This is a genomic window from Pseudomonas sp. GL_090 (genome assembly GCF_057837765.1).
Map to the genome: position 1 here is coordinate 2,879,923 of NZ_CM174452.1, position 19,844 is coordinate 2,899,766.

17 protein-coding genes are annotated in these 19,844 nt (G+C 61.6%); 5 read left to right on the forward strand and 12 right to left on the reverse strand.

The genetic code is table 11. The features are described from left to right. Positions 1-64: 64 nt before the first annotated feature. From rarD to AC3ITA_RS12885, 3 genes are all read right to left on the reverse strand, one after another. Complete coding sequence (gene rarD, locus AC3ITA_RS12875) at positions 65-946, reverse strand: EamA family transporter RarD (protein ID WP_150673953.1); 882 nt, start codon at positions 944-946, stop codon at positions 65-67. A 197-nt stretch (positions 947-1,143) separates the two neighbouring features. Continuing rightward, on the reverse strand, positions 1,144-2,157 hold the full coding sequence (locus AC3ITA_RS12880; protein WP_095945073.1) for an aldo/keto reductase: 1,014 nt from the start codon (positions 2,155-2,157) through the stop codon (positions 1,144-1,146). A gap of 207 nt (positions 2,158-2,364) precedes the next feature. Beyond that, positions 2,365-3,675, reverse strand: a complete 1,311-nt coding sequence (locus tag AC3ITA_RS12885) for an MFS transporter (RefSeq protein WP_150673951.1) — start codon at positions 3,673-3,675, stop codon at positions 2,365-2,367. Between the two features lie 170 nt (positions 3,676-3,845). On the opposite strand from AC3ITA_RS12885, the gene AC3ITA_RS12890 reads away from it, so the two are divergent. The 3 genes from AC3ITA_RS12890 to AC3ITA_RS12900 all read left to right on the forward strand — a co-directional run bounded on the left by AC3ITA_RS12890 (position 3,846) and on the right by AC3ITA_RS12900 (position 7,593). Further along, a complete protein-coding gene (locus AC3ITA_RS12890; RefSeq protein ID WP_150673950.1) occupies positions 3,846-4,967 on the forward strand; it encodes a sugar diacid recognition domain-containing protein in 1,122 nt (373 codons plus the stop codon). Positions 4,968-5,174: 207 nt separating this feature from the next. Next, a complete protein-coding gene (locus AC3ITA_RS12895) occupies positions 5,175-6,317 on the forward strand; it encodes a glycerate kinase (RefSeq protein WP_095945076.1) in 1,143 nt (380 codons plus the stop codon). An 88-nt stretch (positions 6,318-6,405) separates the two neighbouring features. Then, positions 6,406-7,593 carry a pyridoxal phosphate-dependent aminotransferase gene (locus tag AC3ITA_RS12900; protein ID WP_489280520.1) on the forward strand — a complete coding sequence of 396 codons (1,188 nt, stop codon included), beginning with the start codon at positions 6,406-6,408 and terminating at the stop codon, positions 7,591-7,593. A 4-nt stretch (positions 7,594-7,597) separates the two neighbouring features. Here AC3ITA_RS12900 and AC3ITA_RS12905 read toward each other — a convergent pair whose 3' ends face one another. The 8 genes from AC3ITA_RS12905 to AC3ITA_RS12940 all read right to left on the reverse strand — a co-directional run bounded on the left by AC3ITA_RS12905 (position 7,598) and on the right by AC3ITA_RS12940 (position 15,298). Next, a complete protein-coding gene (locus AC3ITA_RS12905) occupies positions 7,598-8,575 on the reverse strand; it encodes a 2-hydroxyacid dehydrogenase (protein WP_414927558.1) in 978 nt (325 codons plus the stop codon). 21 nt (positions 8,576-8,596) lie between these two features. Continuing rightward, entirely contained in the window at positions 8,597-9,895 is a 1,299-nt protein-coding gene (locus tag AC3ITA_RS12910) for an MFS transporter (protein WP_095945079.1), read from the reverse strand. Between the two features lie 103 nt (positions 9,896-9,998). Then, on the reverse strand, positions 9,999-10,985 hold the full coding sequence (locus AC3ITA_RS12915; RefSeq protein WP_489280523.1) for a sugar kinase: 987 nt from the start codon (positions 10,983-10,985) through the stop codon (positions 9,999-10,001). Next, entirely contained in the window at positions 10,978-11,760 is a 783-nt protein-coding gene (locus AC3ITA_RS12920) for a sugar phosphate isomerase/epimerase family protein (protein WP_489280524.1), read from the reverse strand. Before AC3ITA_RS12920 ends, AC3ITA_RS12915 begins: the two co-directional genes overlap by 8 nt. Before the next feature lie 152 nt (positions 11,761-11,912). Further along, positions 11,913-12,938, reverse strand: coding sequence for a LacI family DNA-binding transcriptional regulator (locus tag AC3ITA_RS12925; RefSeq protein WP_489280526.1), 1,026 nt, complete (start codon positions 12,936-12,938; stop codon positions 11,913-11,915). A 140-nt stretch (positions 12,939-13,078) separates the two neighbouring features. Continuing rightward, complete coding sequence (locus tag AC3ITA_RS12930) at positions 13,079-13,687, reverse strand: LysE family translocator (protein WP_489280528.1); 609 nt, start codon at positions 13,685-13,687, stop codon at positions 13,079-13,081. 53 nt (positions 13,688-13,740) lie between these two features. Next, positions 13,741-14,580 carry an AraC family transcriptional regulator gene (locus AC3ITA_RS12935; protein ID WP_095945084.1) on the reverse strand — a complete coding sequence of 280 codons (840 nt, stop codon included), beginning with the start codon at positions 14,578-14,580 and terminating at the stop codon, positions 13,741-13,743. A 76-nt stretch (positions 14,581-14,656) separates the two neighbouring features. Further along, positions 14,657-15,298, reverse strand: coding sequence for a DUF1345 domain-containing protein (locus AC3ITA_RS12940; protein ID WP_150673945.1), 642 nt, complete (start codon positions 15,296-15,298; stop codon positions 14,657-14,659). A 218-nt stretch (positions 15,299-15,516) separates the two neighbouring features. On the opposite strand from AC3ITA_RS12940, the gene AC3ITA_RS12945 reads away from it, so the two are divergent. After that, the gene (locus AC3ITA_RS12945) at positions 15,517-15,822 is read left to right on the forward strand and encodes an IS3 family transposase (protein WP_008047186.1); all 306 of its coding nucleotides are present in this window, start codon (positions 15,517-15,519) and stop codon (positions 15,820-15,822) included. Continuing rightward, the gene (locus AC3ITA_RS12950) at positions 15,819-16,655 is read left to right on the forward strand and encodes an IS3 family transposase (protein ID WP_489277972.1); all 837 of its coding nucleotides are present in this window, start codon (positions 15,819-15,821) and stop codon (positions 16,653-16,655) included. The genes AC3ITA_RS12945 and AC3ITA_RS12950 overlap by 4 nt, the downstream gene beginning before the upstream one ends. Before the next feature lie 86 nt (positions 16,656-16,741). Here AC3ITA_RS12950 and AC3ITA_RS12955 read toward each other — a convergent pair whose 3' ends face one another. Continuing rightward, a complete protein-coding gene (locus AC3ITA_RS12955) occupies positions 16,742-19,840 on the reverse strand; it encodes a multidrug efflux RND transporter permease subunit (protein ID WP_489280531.1) in 3,099 nt (1,032 codons plus the stop codon). Between the last annotated feature and the right edge of the window lie 4 nt (positions 19,841-19,844).

Here is a 19,844-nt window from a genome sequence, read left to right on the forward strand (position 1 = left end):
ATCTATGTTGAGTCTGAAGACGCCATCGCGAGCAGGCTCGCTCCTACAATTGTTTTGCGTGTACTTAAGACCTGCGCTGGCGCACCAGATGCTTGAACCCTTCGAACACCAGCACCAGCACCGCCATCCAGATCGGGATGTAGGTCAGCCATTCGCCGGCCTTGATGCTTTCTCCCAATAGCAACGCCACGCCCAGCAGCAACACCGGTTCGACATAGCTCAACAAGCCGAACAGGCTGAACGGCAGCAGGCGACTGGCAATGATGTAGATCACCAGTGCCGATGCGCTGATCACGCCGAGCATCGGGATCAACAGCGACAACCATGGATGCTGATCAAACACACCAAAACCTTGCGCGCCGCTCTGGACGAACCAGAAGGCCACCGGCAGGGTCAACGCCATGTCCAGCCATAACCCGCCGAGGTTGTCCGCCGCCAGCCGTTTGCGCAGGATGAAGTAGGTTGGATAGCCAATGCAGACCAGCAAGGTCGCCCAGGAAAAACCACCGACCTGATACACCTCGTTGACCACCCCCAGGCAGGCGAACACCACGGCGACTTTTTGTAGGTACGACAGGCGTTCACCGTAGGCCAGGCGGCCGGTCAGGACCATGGTCAGCGGCAGCAGGAAATAGCCCAGTGATACGTCGAGGCTGTAGCCGTTCAACGGCGCCCACATGAACAGCCATAATTGCACGCCGAGCAGGGCAGAGGAGGCGATCAGCGCGCCCATCAGTTTCGGATTGGACTTGGCGCGCCGAACGATCTCCAGCACGCGCTTCCATTCCCCGGACACCACCATGAACACGGTCATGCACGGGACGGTCAGCAGCATGCGCCAGCCGAAGATTTCCACACCGCTCAAGGGGGTGAGCAGCGACGTGTAGTAATACATGACGGCAAACAGCACCGAGGCTGAAACCGATAGAGCGATACCTTTAGACAAGCTGTCCTCGCGAGGTTGAAGGTGAAACGGGGGGCGCAGGATACGTGGTTTTCGGGACGAATATTGACCCATCGATCAACACGGACCCATTGTAGGAGTGAGCCTGCTCGCGATGGCGATCTGTCATCCAACATCTCTGTTGAATGTAGTACCGCTATCGCGAGCAGGCTCACTCCTACAATGGGTTTTGTGTTGTGTCAGGTACTGTGCGGTTTACGCCCTGACACAAAATGGCTCACATCATTGAACCCCGGTGTCGACGCATGTCCCGGTGTCACCAGCGAATCGATGAACGCCTCGTCCTCGGCCGTGATCTTCACCGCCTGCGCCTTAGTGTAGGCGTCCCATTGCGCTTCGGTACGCGGCCCGACAATGGCCGAGGTCACGGCGCTGTTGTTCAGCACCCAGGCAATCGCGAACTCGACGATGCCCACACCGCGCTCCTGGGTGTACTGCTGGATCTGCTGAGCGATGCGCAGGGATTCGACACGCCATTCGGTTTCCAGGATGCGTTTGTCCTGGCGTCCGGCACGGCTGTCGGCATCAGGTTTCACATCCGGCGCGTATTTGCCACTGAGCACCCCGCGCGCCAGCGGGCTGTAGGGCACCACGCCAAGACCGTAGTTTTGCGCGGCCGTGATCTGCTCCGTTTCAGCCTGGCGGTTGACGATGTTGTACAGCGGCTGGCTGATCACCGGCCGGTCAACGCCAAGCTTGTCGGCCACGCGAATGACTTCGGCGATGCGCCAGCCACGGTAATTGGACAGGCCCCAGTAACGGATTTTCCCTTGGCGGATCAAGTCGCCGATGGCCGAGACCGTGACCTCCAGCGGCGTGTTGTGGTCTTCGCGGTGCAGGTAATAGATGTCGAGGTAGTCGGTGCCCAGGCGCGTCAGGCTGGCATCGATGCCGTTGAACAGATGCTTGCGGCTCAAGCCGCTGCGGTTGGGGACGCCGTCCACGGGACCGAAGCCGACCTTGGTCGCCAGCACCCATTCATGGCGGCGGCTGGCGATGGCCTCGCCGACGATTTCTTCGGAGCGGCCGTTGGTGTAGACGTCGGCGGTGTCGATGAAGTTGATGCCCTGGTCCCAGGCCTTGTCGATGATTCGCAGGGAATCTTCGGTGCTGGTCTGTTCGCCGAACATCATGGTACCCAGGGTCAGGGTGGACACCTGCAGACCCGATTGACCCAGCGTGCGGTAGCTCATGAGCAAATCCTTTTACCAGTGGGAAAGGTCCAATCAGATACCAGAACCATTGCCGGGAGCAAACGCAAATCTCAAGCACACTCGAATCAAACTGTAGGAGCGAGCCTGCTCGCGAAGAACTGCAGGACACCACGTTTATCCAGGATAAACGCGTTATCGTTGACGTCCATCGCGAGCAGGCTCGCTCCTACAGTGGTCAGGTGGTGCTTAGGCGCGCAGGGTACGGGTCATGCGCAACGCCAGCAAACTGCCGCAGACGATCACACCCGCCAGCAGGTACAGCGCCGCATCGGTCGAACCAGTGCTGTCCTTGACCCAACCCACCAGGTACGGGCTGAGGAAGCCGGCCATCTGTCCCATGGAGTTGATCAGCGCCAGGCCGCCAGCCGCGGCACCCGCGCTGAGCAGGGCGGTCGGCACTGGCCAGAACATCGGCAGGCCGGTGAGGGCGCCCATGGTGGCGATGGTCAGGCCGAGAATGGCGATGGCCGGGTTGGCGGCGAAGTTCACCGCGATCAGCAGCCCCAATGCCCCCATCAGCATCGGCACTACCAAATGCCAGCGACGTTCCTGGCGCAGGTCCGCCGAGCGACCCACGACCAGCATGAACACCGCGGCCAGCAGATACGGAATCGCACTGAGCCAGCCGATCACCAGGTTATCGCTGAAGCCCAGGTTCTTGATGATCGACGGCAGCCAGAAGTTGATCGCGTACACGCCACTCTGGATGCAGAAATAGATCAGGCCGAAGGCCCAGATCGCCGGGTTCTTGAACACCGCCAGTAGCGAATCGGTGGTGGTTTTCGGCTTGTTGGCCAGGTCTTCAGCGTGGTCGGCTTCCAGCACCGAGCGCTCGAACGGGGTCAGCCACTTGGCGTTGGCATAGCTGTCGCTGAGCAGGAAGTAAGCCAGCGCACCCAGGATGACGGTGGGAATGCCTTGCAGCAGGAACATCCACTGCCAGCCAGCGAGGCCGCCTTGACCTGCGGCGAAGTGGTTGAGAATCCAGCCGGAGAACGGGCTGCCGAGCAGGCCGGAGACCGGGATCGCCGACATGAACAAGGCCATGATGCGGCCACGGCGGAAGGTCGGGAACCACTGCGAGAGGTACAACACCACACCCGGGAAGAACCCGGCTTCGGCCGCGCCGGTGAACAGGCGCAGGGTATAGAACTCGGTCGGCGTGGTGACGAACAGCAGACAGGTCGACAGGGTGCCCCAAGTGATCATCATCAGTGCGATCCAGCGCCGTGGGCCGAACCTGGTCAGGGCCAGGTTGCTTGGCACGCCGCACAGTACGTAGCCGATAAAGAAAATGCCGGCGCCGAGGCCGTATACGGTTTCGCTGAACTTCAGCGCGTCGAGCATCTGCAGTTTGGCAAATCCAACGTTTACCCGGTCGAGGTAGTTGAACAGGTAGCAGATGAAAATGAAGGGGATCAAGCGCAGGGTAATGCGCTTGTAGACGGCGTTTTTGTCGTCAGCGATGGCGTCGGACGCTACGGCGCTCTGTGTCATGGCGGCTCTCTCTTTATTATGATTTTTTGCGATGCAAAGGGTAACGTTGATCGCCCAGAGAGTCTCGACCACCCTCCGGGTGGCTGTCTTTGTGCCTGAGCACAGGGTTTGCAACCAAGGCCTGTGCGGGTGAACAACCCGCTCCATCACCGTCTTCAAGGATCACTTGCATGTTCGAACTCGATCACGACCTGGCCCAGGACATCGTCGACCGGGCGATGGCCATCCTGCCGTACAACGTCAACGTCATGGACAGCCAGGGCTTGATCCTGGGCAGCGGCGAGCCGGAGCGGGTCAACACCCGGCATGAAGGCGCGCAACTGGTCCTGGCCAATGGCCGGGTGGTGGAGATCGATGCGCAGACGGCGATTCATCTCAAGGGCGTGCAGCCGGGCATCAACTTGCCGTTGATGCTCGACCAGCGCCTGATCGGCGTATTGGGCATCACCGGCGAACCCGAGCAACTGCGCACCTACGCCGAGCTGGTGCGCATGACCGCCGAAATGCTGGTGGGCCAGCGCAATCAGCAGGCCGAACAGCAATGGCGGCGCCAGCGCTGCGATGATCTGCTGGCGTTGTTGCTCAGCGAAGCCGGGGATGCTCCGCGCCTGGTCGATGAAGCGCAGCAGTTGGGCCTCAAGCCCCAGATGACCCGGGTACCGTACCTGTTCGAACTGGGCCTGGAGCATGCGCCAGGGCAAACCGTCGAGGCGCTCAGCGCCTGGTTGACCACCCGCCACCCGGACAGTTGGTGCGTGAGCTCGGCCAAGACCTCGTTGCTCTGGTGCCGGCCGGCGAGCCAGTCGGTGGAGAACGAGCGCTTGCTGGACAAGCTCGACGGCCTGGGCTGGAACATCCTGCGCATTGCCGTGGGCGGGCAGGCCGATGGACTTTCCGGCTTGCGGCGCTGCTATCGCCGGGTCGGTGACTTGCTGGCCTACGGGCGCGAAGTGTTGCCGCGCTCCCGATTGCTGACGCTCAACCGCTATCGGTTGCCGGTGATGCTCTGGCGCCACCGCAACGACGACGCCCTCGATGAATTGCTCAATCCGCTGCGCAAGGTCATTGCCAAGGACAGCAACGGCCAGTTGCTGGCAACCCTGCGCAGCTGGTGCGAACACGACGGCCAGAGCCAGGCCTGCGCCGATGCACTGGGCATCCATCGCAACAGCCTGCGCTATCGCATGGAGCGGATTGCCGAGTTGAGTGGGGTTGATCCGTTGCGACTGGACGGCATGCTGGCGTTGTACTTGGGCGTGCAACTGCTGCCCCAGACAGACGCTAACCCCTGAACCATGCACATCCCCTGTGGGAGCGAGCCTGCTCGCGATAGCGGCGCATCAGTCAGCATGAATGTCGCTGACACACCGCCATCGCGAGCAGGCTCGCTCCCACAGTTGTGGAAATGAACAATAATCCTCAACACCGCTTGTGCAGCGGCCCGGCGTTATTGTTCATGGCGGCTGGCAGCATGTGGACATTGGAACTGGAGAATTCCCATGAAAATCGTGATCGCCCCCGACTCGTTCAAGGACAGCCTCAGCGCCCAAGGCGTGGCCGATGCCATTGCATTGGGATTGGCGCAGGTCTGGCCCGATGCCCAACTGATCAAATGCCCGATGGCCGACGGCGGGGAAGGGACTGTCGAGTCGATTCTTGCGGCGTGCGATGGCGAGCTGCGCCGCAATGAGGTGCGTGGGCCTCTGGGGGCTACGGTGAGTGCCGCTTGGGGCTGGTTGCCCGATAGCCACACCGCGATCATCGAAATGGCCGAGGCCAGCGGTTTGCAATTGGTCCCGGTGGCGCAACGGGATGCGTGCATCAGCAGCACCTTCGGTACCGGGCAACTGATCCGCGCCGCGCTGGATGCCGGTGCGCAACGGGTGATCCTGGCGATTGGCGGCAGTGCGACCAATGACGGCGGCGCCGGTGCCATGCAGGCCTTGGGCGTGAAATTGCTCGACGCCCAGGGGCAGACGCTGTCACCGGGAGGCCTCGCCCTGGCGCAATTGGCCCGCGTCGACCTGAGCGATATCGATCCGCGTCTGGCCCAGGTCCGCTTCGACATCGCCGCCGACGTCAACAACCCGCTGTGCGGCCCCCACGGTGCCTCGGCGATCTTCGGCCCGCAAAAAGGCGCCTCGCCCGCGCAAGTCGAGCCACTGGACCGCGCCCTCGGACACTTTGCCGACCATTGCGCGAGCACCTTGAACAACGACGTGCGCGACGAACCGGGAAGCGGCGCGGCGGGTGGCCTGGGGTTTGCCGCCAAAGCGTTCCTGGGGGCGCAGTTCAAGGCCGGGGTCGAGGTGGTTGGCGAGCTCGTGGGCTTGGCGGGCGCCGTTGCAGGGGCCGATCTGGTGATCACCGGGGAAGGGCGTTTCGATGCACAAACCCTGCGCGGCAAGACGCCGTTTGGTGTGGCGCGTGTCGCCAGCCAGCAAGGCGTGCCGGTCATCGTCATCGCCGGCACTCTGGGCGACGGCTATCAGGCGCTCTATGAGCATGGCATCGACGCCGCGTTCGCCCTGGCGAGCGGACCGATGACCCTGGAACAGGCCTGCGCCGAAGCCCCGCGCCTGCTGCGTGAGCGGGCGACCGATATCGCTCGCGTCTGGCGGATGGCCGTTCGCAAGCACTGACTTATCCATGTTTTGAACGCCATGGTGGCGCGTTTCGTGATTTGAGATAGGGTTGTGGCTGGGAGTACCCGCGCGACAGGAGAAAGACATGCGCTACTCAGCCTTGACCCAACGAATCGCCGGTGACGGAGCGGCGGCCTGGCAGATTCACGATCGAGCGCTGCAATTGCGCGAACAGGGCGTCGACGTCCTGCTGTTGTCAATTGGCGACCCGGACTTCGATACGCCGCAACCCATCGTCCAGGCCGCCATTGCCAGCCTGCTGGCCGGTGATACGCACTATCCTGAAGTGCGCGGCAGTCGAGGACTGCGCGACAGCATCGCCCGTCGGCACCGGCAACGCAGTGGTCAGGTGGTGGACGCCGAACATGTGATCGTCTTTCCGGGCGCGCAGTGCGCGGTGTATTCGGTGGCGCAATGCCTGCTCGATCCGGGCGATGAAGTGATTGTCGCCGAGCCGATGTACGTGACCTATGAGGGCGTGATCGGCGCTTGTGCGGCCACAGTGGTCCCGGTGCCAGTGCACCCGCAGAACGGGTTTCGCGTCGCCCCGGCGGATGTCGCGGCTCGGATCACGCCAAAGACTCGCGCCATCCTGCTCAACAGTCCGAACAATCCATCCGGCGCCAGCTTGTCACTGGCGATCTGGCAGGAGCTGGTAGCGCTGTGCATTCGTCACGATTTGTGGCTGATCAGCGATGAGGTCTACAGCGATCTGCTGTACGAGGGCGAGCACATCAGCCCCGCGAGCCTACCGGGCATGGCCGAGCGGACGGCGACGATCAACAGCCTGTCCAAGTCCCACGCCATGAGCGGTTGGCGGGTGGGCTGGGTGGTCGGGCCCAAACCCATGGCCGAGCATCTGGTGAACCTGTCGTTGAGCATGCTGTTCGGCATTCCGGATTTCGTGCAGAACGCCGCGCAACTGGCATTGGATGAAGACCTGCCCGAAGTGGCGATGATGCGCGAGGAGTATCGCCAGCGCCGTGACCTGGTGTGTGCAAGTCTGGGCCAATGCCCGGGCCTCAGGCCGATTCGCCCGGATGGCGGGATGTTCGTGATGGTCGATGTGCGCCAGACCGGTTTGTCGGCCCAGCGCTTTGCCGAGATGCTACTGGAAGGCTATGGCGTGTCGGTGCTGGCCGGAGAAGCTTTCGGGCCGAGTGCGGCGGGGCATATCCGCATCGGGTTGGTGGTGGACCAGCGTAAACTGGCCGATGCCTGTCGGCGCATTGCATTATGCGCGGCGGATTTGCTGATCGCGCGCCGTGCCTGATCCCTCAAGCCTTCCACGCTTTTGCGTTCACCAGATTGGCCGGCCGTTCACCCGCCAGCGCCGCCAACAGGTTGTCCACCGCGCATTTGGCCATGGCCTCCCGTGTTTCATGGGTGGCCGAGCCGATGTGTGGTGTCGCCACCACGTTGTTCAACTGCAACAAAGGCGAGTCCTGATCCAACGGTTCGCGTTCGAATACATCCAGCCCCGCCGCGCGAATCTGGCCTGCGCGCAAGGCTTCGATCAGCGCGGCTTCGTCCACGACCTTGCCTCGTGAAATATTGATGAAGATGGTCTCGGGACGCATCAGGGCGAACTGTTCTGCGCCGATCAGCCCTTCGGTTTGCGCGGTCAGCGGCAACGTCAGGCAAACGAAATCGGCCTGTTGCAACAGCTCCGGCAGGCTTCGATAGTGCGCATTGAAACGCTGTCCCACCGCAGGTTTCGGTGACTGGCTGTGATAGATCACCGGCATGCCAAACCCGAAATGCCCACGCTGGGCGAGGGCTTCGCCAATGCGGCCCATGCCAATGATGCCCAGGGTCTTGCCGTGCACATCGCTGCCGAAATGCATGGGGCCGATGTTGCGGGTCCACTTGCCTTCGCGAATCATGTTGGCCAATTCCACAACGCGCCGGGCCGTTGCCAGAATCAGCGCGAAACCGGTGTCGGCGGTGGTTTCTGTCAATACATCCGGCGTGTTGCTGAGCAGGATGCGCCGCTCGGTCAGGTAGTCGATGTCGTAGTTGTCGACACCCACCGAAACGCTGGCAATGGCTTGAAGGTCGGGTGCCAGATCGAGCAGTTCGGCATCCAGTTTCAGGCTGGCACCCAGCAAGCCATGGGCGTGGGGCAGGGCATCGCGCAGTTTGGCCAGACCCTCGGCACCAAGGTTTTCGATCAGCGTCACTTCGGCCTGCTCGTGCAGGCGAGCCATCAGCAGCGGCGAGAGTTTCTTGTACAGGACGACCTGCTTTTTCATCGTTGAGATCTCAAATTCAATTCAGGAATGTGCCGTGGCAGTGCGCGTTACCGTGGCCGTGGGCCGCTCCCGATCACTGGCGCCGGGCTTGAGGCAAATCGTCAGTACCACCGAGAACATCAGCGCGCCGCTCATCAACAGGTACGAGGCGCCGGGCGAGCCGGTGGAGCTGTTCAGGTACCCGACCAGGTAGGAGCCGCCAAAGGAACCGAGGGCGCCCATGCTGTTGATCAGCGCCATGGCGCCGCCGGCGACGTTGGCCGGAAGGATCTCCGGAATAATCGCGAAGAACGGCCCATAGGGCGCGTACATGCAGGCGCCGGCAATTACCAGCAGGGTGTAGGACCACCAGAAGTGTTCGGCACCCAGGGCGTAGGAACCATAGAAGGCAATCGAGGCGATCAGCAGTGGCGGCCAGACGAAACGCTTACGTTTTTGCAACTTGTCCGACCCCCAGGACACCAGCAGCATGCCGATCACCGCCGCCAGGTACGGCAGCGCCGACAGCCAGCCGGCCTGGACCATGTCCATCTGCGCGCCGGCCTTGAGGATCGACGGCAACCACAACACGAAGCCGTACACGCCAATGCTCCAGCAGAAAAACTGCAGTGCCAGGATGATCACTTTGGGTGAACGGAACGCTTCTGCGTAGTTCTTCACGGCCTTGATGCCGACCTGTTCGGCGGCCAGTGCGCTTTCCAGGTCCTGTTTTTCCTGATCATCGAGCCACTTGGCTTGTGACGGACGATCATCGGCCAGACGCCACCAGATGAATGCCCACAACACCGCTGGCAACCCTTCGACGATGAACATCCAGCGCCAGCTGTAATGCTGCACCAGATAGCCCGAGACCACCGACATCCACAGCATGGTCACCGGGTTGCCGAGGATCAGGAAAGTGTTGGCCCGGGAGCGTTCGGCACGGGTGAACCAGTGGCATAGATAAATCAGCATCGCCGGCATCACTGCCGCTTCGACCACGCCGAGCATGAAGCGGATGACGATCAGCCAGTAGGCATTGGAGACAATCCCGGTCAACGTCGCCAGGCTGCCCCAGAGGATCAGGCTGACGAAAATCAGTTTCTTCACACTGTGTTTCTGCGCGTAGATCGCGCCGGGTACCTGGAAGAAAAAGTAGCCGAGGAAGAACAGCGCGCCGAGCATCGACGACAGGCCTGGTGTGATCATCAGGTCCGCCGCCATACCGGACGCGGCGGCGAACCCATAGTTGGCGCGATCCAGATACGCCAGGCTATAGGTGATGAACACGATGGGCATGATGTACCACCAGCGGCGGGTGGCGAGCGTTGCGGTTTTCATGGTGGTGCTCCTGAGCTTGTTGTTTTTGTCGCAGCAGGTAACGGTTTGAATATTCGGTGCCTTTATTGGCCTCATCGCGAGCAGGCTCGCTCCTACATTGGATCTAGGTTCGACACAAATCCTCTGTAGGAGCGAGCTTGCTCGCGATGGCGGCCTCGAATTCGCTGACCATTTCGGATCGGGTCGGCAACCCCTCCATATCCCCCCGGCTCTGCACCGCACGGCTGCCAATCCAGTTGGCGCGTTTCACGGCCTCGACAACGCTTTGGTTTTCCAACAGCGCGCTGATCATGCCGACGGCAAAACCATCGCCGGCACCCACCGTATCGACCACTGTTTGCACCGGTACGCCGGCCACGAAACCTTGATCAAGATGTGTGCGGTAGAAAGCCCCGTGTGGGCCAAGCTTGATCACCACGGCTTCGGCGCCCTGGTCGAGGTAGAAGGCGGCGATGTCGGCCGGGTCTTCGAAACCGCTGAGCAAGCGACCTTCGCTCAACCCCGGCAGCACCCAATGGGCGAGGGCGGCGAGGCGGTTGATCTCGGTGATCATTTGTCGTTCGCTGGCCCACAGGCTCGGGCGCAGGTTCGGGTCGAAGGACACACTGCGCCCGGCCTCGCGCATGCGGGTCATCAACTCGAACGACATTTGCCGCGCCGACTCCGACAGCGCCGGGGGAATGCCGGTGGCGTGCAGGTGTCGGGCCTTGAGCAATTCGGGCACGATCGAGTGTGGCGACAGGTGACTGGCCGCCGAACCACGGCGGAAGTACTCGACCACCGGATCGATGCCATCATCGTTGCGTGACTTGAGCTGAAAACCGGTCGGGTGGGCGGTGTCGATGTCGACGTGACGGCAATCCAGGCCTTGTTTTTCCAGGGCGTCGACCACGAACCGGCCCAACGAATCGGCACCGACACGGCTCAGCCATGCCACGTTGAAGCCCAGACGGGAAAGGCCAATGGCGACGTTGCTGTCAGCCCCGGCAATGCGTTTGTGGAAAGCGCCGACGCTGGCCAGATCACCCACCTGTTCGGCGACGAACATCGCCATGGTCTCGCCGAAGGACAGAACATCGATCTCAGACATGGGCGCTCTCCAGTTGCGACTGGCCGAGGCGGGCGAGGGCGGCAACGTGTTCGGTGGTCAGTTGCACCAGGTCATCGCCTTGCAGCGGATATTCCGCGGCCCGCATGACGCCGTGGGCCATGTGCCGCAACAGGTGTTCCCACTGTTGCAGGTCACTGGCGGCGGGCGGGATGGCGACCAGTTTGCCGTCGGCTCGGCGCGTGACCGCTTTGCAGTGCACATAACCGACGTGACGCCCGAGCAAGCGCGCGGCGCTGGCGGCGGACTGGTCCTGCCAGTGCCAGTTGCCGATGTCGAAGGTCATTTTGATCGGTAGCTGGTGCTGCTCGACCTGCGCGAAAAAACGCTGGAAGGGTTCAATGCGGCCGCCGTGCAGGGTCTGGTCGTTTTCCACCAGCAACTGTACGGCGCTTTCGCCCAGCACCCGGGCGAGGGTTGGCAGATCGCTGTTGTCGGTGAAATAGCCCAGCGATACCTTCAGCCATTTGGCGCCGAACGCCCGGGCGCGTTGCAGGGCGGTGATCAGTTCGGGATTGGGTCTGGATTGCCCGGCCAGCCAGAGCTCCATGGGCGACGAATAGACGCTCTCCAGGCCCTCTGCTTGTGTAGCATCGGCCAGTTGAGCGGGGTCCTCGATGGTCAGCAGTTCTTCGCGCCACTCAATGCGCGTGGCACCGGCGGTGGCGAGAATCTCGATGAAGCTGCCCTGGCCGCGTTGACGCACGAGGTCTGCGCCGTAGCTGGAAAGACTGATGGAAACGGCTGGTGTGTTCATTGTTTTTCTACCTCTGAAACCGGTTTCATTTTTGTTCAAATTTTTTTGTGGTGCTAGTCAGGGCCCCATCGCGAGCAGGCTCACTCCTACAATGGGCCTATATTCACAAATCCACTGTAGGAGCGAGCCTGCTCGTGATGGCGTCTTAACATTCAACGCAAATTCCCAAGGGTCGACCCCCGCACAACCAGCCGCGCCGAAAAATCCAGCGTCCGCACCGCCCCGTCATCCCCGCGCAACCGCTTGAGCAGACACTCAAAGGCACTGGCGCCGATCACGGTGGTCGGCTGCGCGAGGGCGGTGATGCCGCTGCCCACCAACGGGTACCAATCCAGGTCATCGAGGGCGATCAAGCCCACGTCATCGAACAGGTTGCACTCGAGTTCACGCAACGCATGGGTACTGGCTAGCGCCGCAACCCCGTTCGCGCAAAACAGCGCTTTCGGGCCGGGGCCAGGCGTGTCGAGGAAGGCTTTCAATTGTGCGGTCAGTTCGTTGCCGGTTTCGATGTGCGTGCCGCGAAGCGCCGGGCGTTGCCCGATTTGCGCCTTGAAACTGTTGACCCGCTCAATCCGCGAACTGGTGCCATCAAACGGCTCAGTCACCAGCAACACATCGCAGTAACCGCGCTCTTCAAGGTGGTCAAGGGCCATGCCAACGGCCTGCGGGTTGTTCAGCCCGACCATATCGCTTTCAAGGTGCTCCACCTTGCGATCCACCAGCACCAGGGGCATTTCGCGGTGCAGTTCGTGCAATTCGTCACGATGATGCCCGAGGGTGTTCACGATCAGACCTTCGATGTTGTACGAGCGCAGCAGGGCCAGGTGCTGGCGCTCTTGCTCGTCGTCGCGGTCGGTGTTGCACACCACCAGGCTATAGCCGTGTTGACGGCAGGCGGTTTCCACCCCGTGCATCACGGCAATTGAATAAGGGTTACGGATATCCGCCACCAGCATGCCGATCAGGCGAGTGCGTCCGCGTTTCAGGCCTCGGGCCATCTGGTTCGGGCGATAGCCGAGTTCGGCGATTGCCTGTTCGATGCGTTGGGCAATGGCATCGGAGAGCAGGGCACGATCATCGCCAATGAACCGCGAAACGCTGGCCTTGGAGACCTTGGCGTGTTCGGCCACGTCGAGCATGGTCACGCGGCTGCGCTGGGCGGCGGAGAAGTCATTCACGGTCTGAAACCTTCTTATTGGATTTATACGGTTGCGTGCATCATGAGATAACACTGAAACCGGTTTCAGAAGACACCAAAAGCCATTTCGCCGTCAAGCCCCGGATGGTTGATTGTCGAATAATGAGCGACAAGTGGCGCTCAGGCCAACACGCTCAACCACGCAGAACCCAGCAACAGCAGGCCCATGCCGCGATTGAAGCGTTGCATGGCACGGGGTGAGCGCAACCAGCGGCTTGAACCGGCACCGAGCATGGCCCAGGCCGCGAGACATGGCAGGGAAACCAGAAAAAACACCAGCGCCAAATACGCCACCTGCACGGCGCGATGCTCGCCACCTCCGGCGAATACGCTGACCACCGCCAGCGCCATCATCCAGGTTTTTGGGTTGACCAGTTGCAGGCTGGCGGCGCCCACCCAGCCGAGACGTGCTTCGCTGTTGCCGGCGGCAATGGCCGAAGCCGGGGCGCTGAAAATCTGCCAGGCCAGATAACTCAGCCACGCTACACCGGCCCACTGCATGACGCTTTGTACGGTGGGCCACGCGCTGATTGATGAGCCAATCCCCGTGCCCACCAGCAATACCAGGGTCGCGGCGCTGGCACAGGCACTGAGTATGATCGGTACAGCCGCACCCAACCCGTATCGAGCGCTGTTGCTCAGCACCAGGATGTTGGTCGGGCCGGGGGTGATCGAGGCCACGAAGGCAAACAGCAGGAAAGGCAGTAACGTCGGGAACGAGGGCAGCATCGTGGGCAAACTCCGGTGAAGATCAGTGAAGTCGATCTTCACAATCCCCGGGCTTATCTGTCTGGAAGATTTGAGCAGCGCTTGCGGTACAGCGCCGGCGTCAGGCCGTAGGCGCGCATGAACCAGCGTCCCAGATGGCTCTGGTCGGCAAAGCCCAGCGCCATCGCCACCGCTGCCGGTTGTTCGCCACGGGCCAGCAGGCGGCGGGCGGTGGCCAGGCGCAATTGCACCAGATACGCGTGGGGCGCCATGCCATAGGCAGCCTTGAACGCGCGGGTCAGGCGGAAGCGATCGACGCCGGTGACGGCGGCCAGTTGATCGAGGCCGATGTCGTATTGCGCGTTGGCATGCAGGTATTCCCGGGCTTTTTGTGCCACCTGCGGCAGACGCGGGTCCTGGCCATCGCGGGCGCGCCAGTGCAGGTGGCTGGTCAGACATACGAGCAAGCTGTCGAGGGCGGTCTGGCGGACGATCCTCAGTTCACCGCGATGCAGGGTCTCAAACGCCAGGCTGGTGGCCTGGGCCAGGCGCGCATCGCTGGCCAGGGTGGCGGCGAAGCTCAGCTGGCTGTTATCGGGGGCATGATCGAACACGGCGCTGAGTTCGCGTTGCAACCATTGCGGGTCGAGGTACAGCATGCGGTAGGTGAAACCGTCGGCGGTCGGTGCTTCGCCGTCATGGATGTCTCCGGGCTCCAGCAGAAACACCTTGCCCGGCGTGCTCTGGTGCCTGGCCCGTCGGCAATTGAATTGCTGGACCCCTTGCTCGGTGACGCCCACCAGATAGCTGTCATGCCAGTGCGGGTCGTAGGCGTGGCCTTCGAAATGCGCGCGCAGGGTCTCGATGCCGGTGTCGGCATCCTGGGCCAGGTCGATCCAGTTGTGAGCGCTCATGGGGCACCTGTGGGGCGGATTGCCGGACTATTTAACGCCCGCACCGTGGGTGATGCCTAGAACGTTTGTGCAGTCATCAGGCGAACAGTCCTGCGGCGATGTTGATCGAGAACCCGAGAATGGCGGTGTTGAACAGAAACCCGATCAGCGACTGGGCCAGCACGATCTTGCGCATGCCCCGGGTGGCGACACCGACATCCGAGGTTTGCACCGCCACGCCGATGGTGAACGAGAAGTACAGGAAGTCCCAGTAGTTTGGGGTCGTCAGCCCTTCGGCAAAACGCAGCGCCGGTTCCTTGCCGCCCCAGGTGTAATACAACCTGGCGTAGTGCACGCTGAAAATCACCCCGATCAGCAGCCATGAGCCGATGACGGTCAGGGCGGTGAAGCCGTAGTGCAAAAGCTTGCGTGTGGTTTCCAGGTCTTTGCTGCCGGCCAGTTCGAAGGTGATGGTCGCGAGGCTGGCCAGTGCCGCAATGCACACCAGCGCCAGCACCAGCCCGGCATTTTCGTCCTCGATTTCGGCGATGCGTTTCACGTCGGTCGCTTTCGATCGCACGGTGAGCCACAGCATCAGCAACAGATAGATCCAGACGCCGGCATTCCAGCCGATGAGGATCTTGCGGATGGGCGAATCGGCCGGAACCAGAATGCCCACCGCGATGCCCAGCAGGATGGCGGCGGACAGGCGAGGGTGAGTGCGGGTGAGGAAGGACATGGAGGCTCGACAGGTAGGGGCTTTGCAATCACCTTAGCCCAGGTACCCCCAATCTTGAAGTCACAGAGATCCCTTGTAGGAGCGAGCCTGCTCGCGATGGCGAACTGACAGTCAACATAGTCATCGACTGACACACCGCCATCGCGAGCAGGCTGAACTGGCCTAATAATTCCGGACACCTCTTAAGGGCGATATGATTTCGCCAACTTGGAGGTTCCATGAACGAAAGAAAGGTCTATACCCGCGAATTCAAGCTGCATGCTGCCAGCATGGTGCTTGATGATAACTGCCCGGTTCCAGACGTGTGTGCATCGCTGGACATCGGGCCCACCGCTTTACGGCGCTGGGTCGATCAGGTTCGCAAGGAACGCGAGGGACAGCCCGTCAAGGGCACCAAGGCGATTACCGAAGATCAACGGCAGATCCAGGAACTAAAGGCCAAGATCAAGCGCATGGAGATGGAAGCCGAGATCTTAAAAAAGGCTACCGCTCTCTTGATGTCGGATCCCGATCGTTTTCGATGATTGCGGAACTAAGAGAGTCATTCCCGACTGCCATTGTGTGTCGTGTTTTCGAGGTGAAGCGCAGCAGCTTTTATGAGTGGCTTCAGCGGCGAGCCAAACCGCGGATCAGACGCGAAGAGCTCAAGCTGAAAGTGGTTGAACTGCACAGCGAAAGCCGGGAAGCCATGGGTTCCAGAATGATCAGCAAGAACCTGAAGTCCCAAAACATCGCGATCGGAAGAGGCCTTGTCAGAGTGCTGATGAGGGAGGCCAACATTGTCAGTAAACAACGTCAGCCTCACCCATTCAGATCCAAAGGCGTTGAAGCATTTGTCGCGCCCAATCGGCTCAAGCGCAATTTCAAGCCGGCTGCAGTCGATCAGGTTTGGTGTGGCGACGTTACCAGCTTGATGGTGGGCAAACGCTGGGTTCATCTGGCCATCGTGATCGACTTGTTTGCTCGCCGCGTCATTGGCTGGGCGTTTTCGCTGGTCAATGACGCCCACTTGGTCAGCAAGGCGCTACGCATGGCAGCAGAGGTTCGAACGTGTCCTCCGGGACTGATGTTCCATTCGGATCAGGGCTGTCAGTACACCAGCCGCAAGTTTCAAGAAGAACTGAAGCGTCGTGACATATTGCAAAGCATGAGTCATCGCGGGCAGTGCTGGGACAACGCTCCAACAGAGCGGTTTTTCGGCACGCTGAAATCAGAATGGGTGCCTCGCAGTGGTTACAGCAAGATCGAGGAAGCAAAAACCGATATGGTGCGCTTCTTCATGTACTACAACCGCACCAGGCTCCACAGCTACAACAACTATCTGTCGCCAATAGCCATGGAGCAAAAAGCGGCATAAACACCGTAACCGGTGTCCGGGATTACTTGACCAGTTCAGGCTCGCTCCTACAGGGACCAGTGTTTCCCACAGGGACCAATGTTTGGTCAGGTGGTTTTATGTCGCTTGCGCACCAGCTTCATCACCACCACAAAAAACACCGGCACGAACACCACGGCCAGGGTCGCGGTGATCATCCCGCCGATCACCCCGGTGCCGATGGCTTGCTGGCTCGCCGAACTGGCGCCGGTGGCAATCGCCAATGGCACCACGCCGAGGATGAACGCAAGGGAGGTCATGACAATCGGTCGCAGCCGCAGGCGCGCGGCTTGCAGGGTGGCGTCGATCAGGTCGTGGCCTTCGTCGTACAGGCTCTTGGCGAACTCGATGATCAGGATCGCGTTTTTAGCCGACAGGCCGATGATGGTGATCAGCCCGACCTTGAAGAACACGTCGTTGGGCATCCCGCGCAAGGTCACGGCCAACACCGCGCCGAGCACGCCCAGCGGTACCACCAGCAGCACCGAGGTCGGGATCGACCAGCTCTCGTACAACGCCGCCAGGCACAGGAATACGATCAACAGCGACAGCCCGAGCAGGATCGGTGCCTGGCTGCCGGATAACCGTTCCTGCAACGACAACCCGGTCCATTCCTGGCCCAGGCCCGCCGGGCCTTGCGCCACCAGGCGCTCGATCTCGGCCATGGCCTCGCCGGTGCTGTGGCCTGGCGTCGGTTCACCGGAAATGCTGATCGCCGGGTAGCCGTTGTAGCGGGTCAACTGCGCCGGGCCCTGGGTCCACTTGGCTTGCACAAAGGCCGACAAGGGCACCATTTTTTCTTGGGTGTTGCGCACGTGAATCTTCAGCAGGTCAGCCACTTGACTGCGTTGATCGCCCTCGGCCTGCACCACCACGCGCTGCATCCGCCCCTGATTGGGGAAGTCGTTGATGTAGGCCGAGCCCACGGCCGTGGACAGCACGTTGCCGACGTCGGCAAAGGACACCCCCAGCGCGTTGGCCTGCTTGCGGTCGACCACCAGTTGCACCTGCGGTGCCTCGGCCAGGGCGCTTTCGCGAACGTTCATCAGGATCGGGCTTTTTTCCGCCGCAGCGAGTAACCCGGTGCGGGCTTCCATTAGCTTCTCATGACCGAGGCCACCGCGATCCTGCAGGCGGAACTCGAAGCCGCTGGACGTACCCAGGCCATCCACGGGCGGCGGCAGTACGGCAAAGGTCACCGCGTCCTTGATCTGGCTGAGGGCGACGTTGGCCCGGTCGGCAATCGATGCCGCCGAGTCGTCGCTGCTTCGCTCGGACCAGTCCTTGAGCGTGCTGAACGCCAGCCCCGCATTCTGCCCGCTGCCGGAGAAGCTGAACCCGAGAATCACCACGCTGTCGCGAATACCCGGCTCGCCGGCGTTGTGCGCTTCAACCTGCTCGGCCACCTGCACCGTGCGATTCTTGCTCGCACCCGGCGGCAACTGGATGTCGGTGATGGTGTAACCCTGGTCTTCCACCGGCAGGAACGAAGAGGGCAAGCGACTGAAGGCCAGGCCCAGACCGATCAGCAACACGCCGTAGATCAGCAGGTAGCGCCCTGTGCGTTTCAACGCGTAGGCCACCCAACCCTGATAGCGCGTGGTCAGTTGCTCGAAGCGACGGTTGAACCAGCCGAAGAATCCGGTTTTTTCATGGTGCTCGCCTTTGGCAATCGGCTTGAGCAGCGTCGCGCACAGGGCCGGGGTCAAGGTCAGGGCGAGGAAGGCCGAGAACAGGATCGAGGTGGCCATCGACAGCGAGAACTGCTGGTAAATCACCCCGACCGAGCCCTGCATGAACGCCATCGGAATGAACACTGCGACCAGCACCAGGGTGATGCCGATGATGGCCCCGGTGATCTGCTGCATGGCCTTGCGCGTGGCCTCCTTGGGCGACAAGCCCTCGGTGGCCATGATCCGCTCGACGTTCTCCACCACCACGATGGCGTCGTCCACCAGAATGCCGATGGCCAGCACCATGCCGAACATGGTCAGCACGTTGATCGAAAACCCCAACGCCAGCATCGTCGCAAAGGTGCCCATCAGCGCCACCGGTACCACCAGCGTCGGAATCAGCGTGTAGCGGATGTTCTGCAGGAACAGGAACATCACCGCGAACACCAGCAGCATGGCCTCGCCGAGGGTGTACACCACCTTGGTGATCGAGACTTTGACGAAGGGCGAGGTGTCGTACGGAATCTTGTACTCGACGTTCGCCGGGAAATAGCGCTTGAGTTCGTCCATCTTTGCCCGCACCAGGGTCGCGGTGTTCAGGGCGTTGGCGCCGGGCGACAGTTGCACGGCGACGGCGGTTGACGGCTTGCCGTTCAGACGCGTGGAAAACTGGTATTCCTGGCTGCCGATCTCGACCCGCGCCACATCGCTGATGCGCACGGTCGAGCCGTCCGGGTTGGCCTTGAGGACGATATCGGCAAATTCTTCGGGGGTCGAGAGCTGGCCCTTGACCAGAATGGTCGCGGTGATTTCCTGGGTGGTGCGGGTCGGCAGATCGCCGATGCTGCCCGCCGACACCTGGGCGTTTTGCGCGACGATGGCGGTGTTGACGTCCGCCGGCGTCAGGTTGAAGGCGAGTAGTTTCTGCGGGTCGATCCAGATCCGCATCGCCCGTTCGGCGCCGTAAAGCTGCGCCTTGCCGACGCCGTCCAGACGCTTGACCTCGTTCATCACGTTGCGCGCCAGGTAGTCGCTGAGCGCCACGTCGTCGAGTTTGCCGTCGCTGGAGGTCAGGGTGATCAGCAGCAGGAAGCCGGAGGAGACTTTCTCCACTTGCAAACCTTGCTGGATCACCGCTTGCGGCAGGCGTGACTCCACGGCTTTAAGGCGGTTCTGCACGTCCACCTGAGCCAGTTCCGGGTTGGTGCCCGGCTGGAACGTAGCCTTGATGGTGGCGCTGCCCAGGCTGCTCTGGGATTCGAAGTACAACAGGTGATCGGCGCCGTTGAGTTCTTCCTCGATCAGGCTGACCACGCTCTCGTCCACGGTTTGTGCCGAAGCGCCCGGGTACACGGCGTAGATTTCGATTTGTGGTGGCGCAACATCCGGGTATTGCGCCACCGGCAGTTGCGGAATGGCCAGCGCACCGGCCAGCAGGATGAACAAGGCAACCACCCAGGCGAACACCGGGCGGTCGATAAAGAACTGCGGCATAAAA

Excerpts from the sequence above, each read along its gene's own strand:
- AC3ITA_RS12895 (WP_095945076.1), top strand. The coding sequence starts at position 5,175 with ATGAAAATCGTGATCGCCCCCGACTCGTTCAAGGACAGCCTCAGCGCC.
- AC3ITA_RS12880 (WP_095945073.1), bottom strand. The coding sequence starts at position 2,157 with ATGAGCTACCGCACGCTGGGTCAATCGGGTCTGCAGGTGTCCACCCTG.
- AC3ITA_RS12885 (WP_150673951.1), bottom strand. The coding sequence starts at position 3,675 with ATGACACAGAGCGCCGTAGCGTCCGACGCCATCGCTGACGACAAAAAC.
- AC3ITA_RS12935 (WP_095945084.1), bottom strand. The coding sequence starts at position 14,580 with ATGAGCGCTCACAACTGGATCGACCTGGCCCAGGATGCCGACACCGGC.
- AC3ITA_RS12920 (WP_489280524.1), bottom strand. The coding sequence starts at position 11,760 with ATGAACACACCAGCCGTTTCCATCAGTCTTTCCAGCTACGGCGCAGAC.
- AC3ITA_RS12890 (WP_150673950.1), top strand. The coding sequence starts at position 3,846 with ATGTTCGAACTCGATCACGACCTGGCCCAGGACATCGTCGACCGGGCG.
- AC3ITA_RS12910 (WP_095945079.1), bottom strand. The coding sequence starts at position 9,895 with ATGAAAACCGCAACGCTCGCCACCCGCCGCTGGTGGTACATCATGCCC.
- AC3ITA_RS12945 (WP_008047186.1), top strand. The coding sequence starts at position 15,517 with ATGAACGAAAGAAAGGTCTATACCCGCGAATTCAAGCTGCATGCTGCC.
- AC3ITA_RS12955 (WP_489280531.1), bottom strand. The coding sequence starts at position 19,840 with ATGCCGCAGTTCTTTATCGACCGCCCGGTGTTCGCCTGGGTGGTTGCC.
- AC3ITA_RS12940 (WP_150673945.1), bottom strand. The coding sequence starts at position 15,298 with ATGTCCTTCCTCACCCGCACTCACCCTCGCCTGTCCGCCGCCATCCTG.
- AC3ITA_RS12930 (WP_489280528.1), bottom strand. The coding sequence starts at position 13,687 with ATGCTGCCCTCGTTCCCGACGTTACTGCCTTTCCTGCTGTTTGCCTTC.
- AC3ITA_RS12915 (WP_489280523.1), bottom strand. The coding sequence starts at position 10,985 with ATGTCTGAGATCGATGTTCTGTCCTTCGGCGAGACCATGGCGATGTTC.
- AC3ITA_RS12950 (WP_489277972.1), top strand. The coding sequence starts at position 15,819 with ATGATTGCGGAACTAAGAGAGTCATTCCCGACTGCCATTGTGTGTCGT.
- AC3ITA_RS12900 (WP_489280520.1), top strand. The coding sequence starts at position 6,406 with ATGCGCTACTCAGCCTTGACCCAACGAATCGCCGGTGACGGAGCGGCG.
- AC3ITA_RS12905 (WP_414927558.1), bottom strand. The coding sequence starts at position 8,575 with ATGAAAAAGCAGGTCGTCCTGTACAAGAAACTCTCGCCGCTGCTGATG.